This window comes from Vibrio sp. 1249-1 (assembly GCF_033340495.1).
The window spans coordinates 1-562 of sequence record NZ_JAWOWJ010000954.1 but is presented as its reverse complement, the minus strand read 5'-3'; the positions used below and the strand labels follow the sequence as shown (position 1 = coordinate 562).

Sequence of the window (562 nt, the reverse complement as noted above, 5' to 3'; positions counted from 1 at the left end):
GAAAAAAAGGTATTGATTGGCTTCATTAGAATGGTACCCATGGGCTGTTAAAGAACTGAGTCAGCCACCCAGCAGCGTTGCTGTCTGCCAACGCGCCGCGACCAGCGTAAGTGATGCGAGCATCCGCAATTCGTTGAGAAGAAACTTGGTTATTGCGAGTGATGTCATCGACGCGAACAATGCCCGTCAAACGGATGAATTCATCACCTTGATTTAGGCGCAGCCACTTTTCGCCACTGATGCGCAATACGCCATTTGGCAACACGTCATGCACCGTGACCGTGATAGCACCTTGGAGCTTGTTGCCTTGCGAGCTAGACGCACTGCCATCGAAGTTTCGGCTGCCGTCAATGCTCACACCAAGTTCATCAAACTTTTTAGTGCCGATGGTTGGCGCAGCAAAGTTCACCGCTGAGCTCTTACCAAATTTGGTTCCGGCTTTTTTGCTTGAAGAAGTCTCTTCAGAAAGCACCACGGTTAGCACATCACCGACTCGGTACGCACGACGATCTTGGAACAGAGTCATCGTGTATTGGTGACGATAAAGGCTACCAGATTGAGC

1 protein-coding gene is annotated in these 562 nt (G+C 50.2%); it reads right to left on the bottom strand.

Annotated features, from left to right (window positions below):
* Positions 1–25: 25 nt before the first annotated feature.
* A partial coding sequence (gene flgH / locus R7Z50_RS29885) for a flagellar basal body L-ring protein FlgH (RefSeq protein WP_318150067.1) occupies positions 26–562 on the bottom strand: 537 nt, incomplete at its 5' end.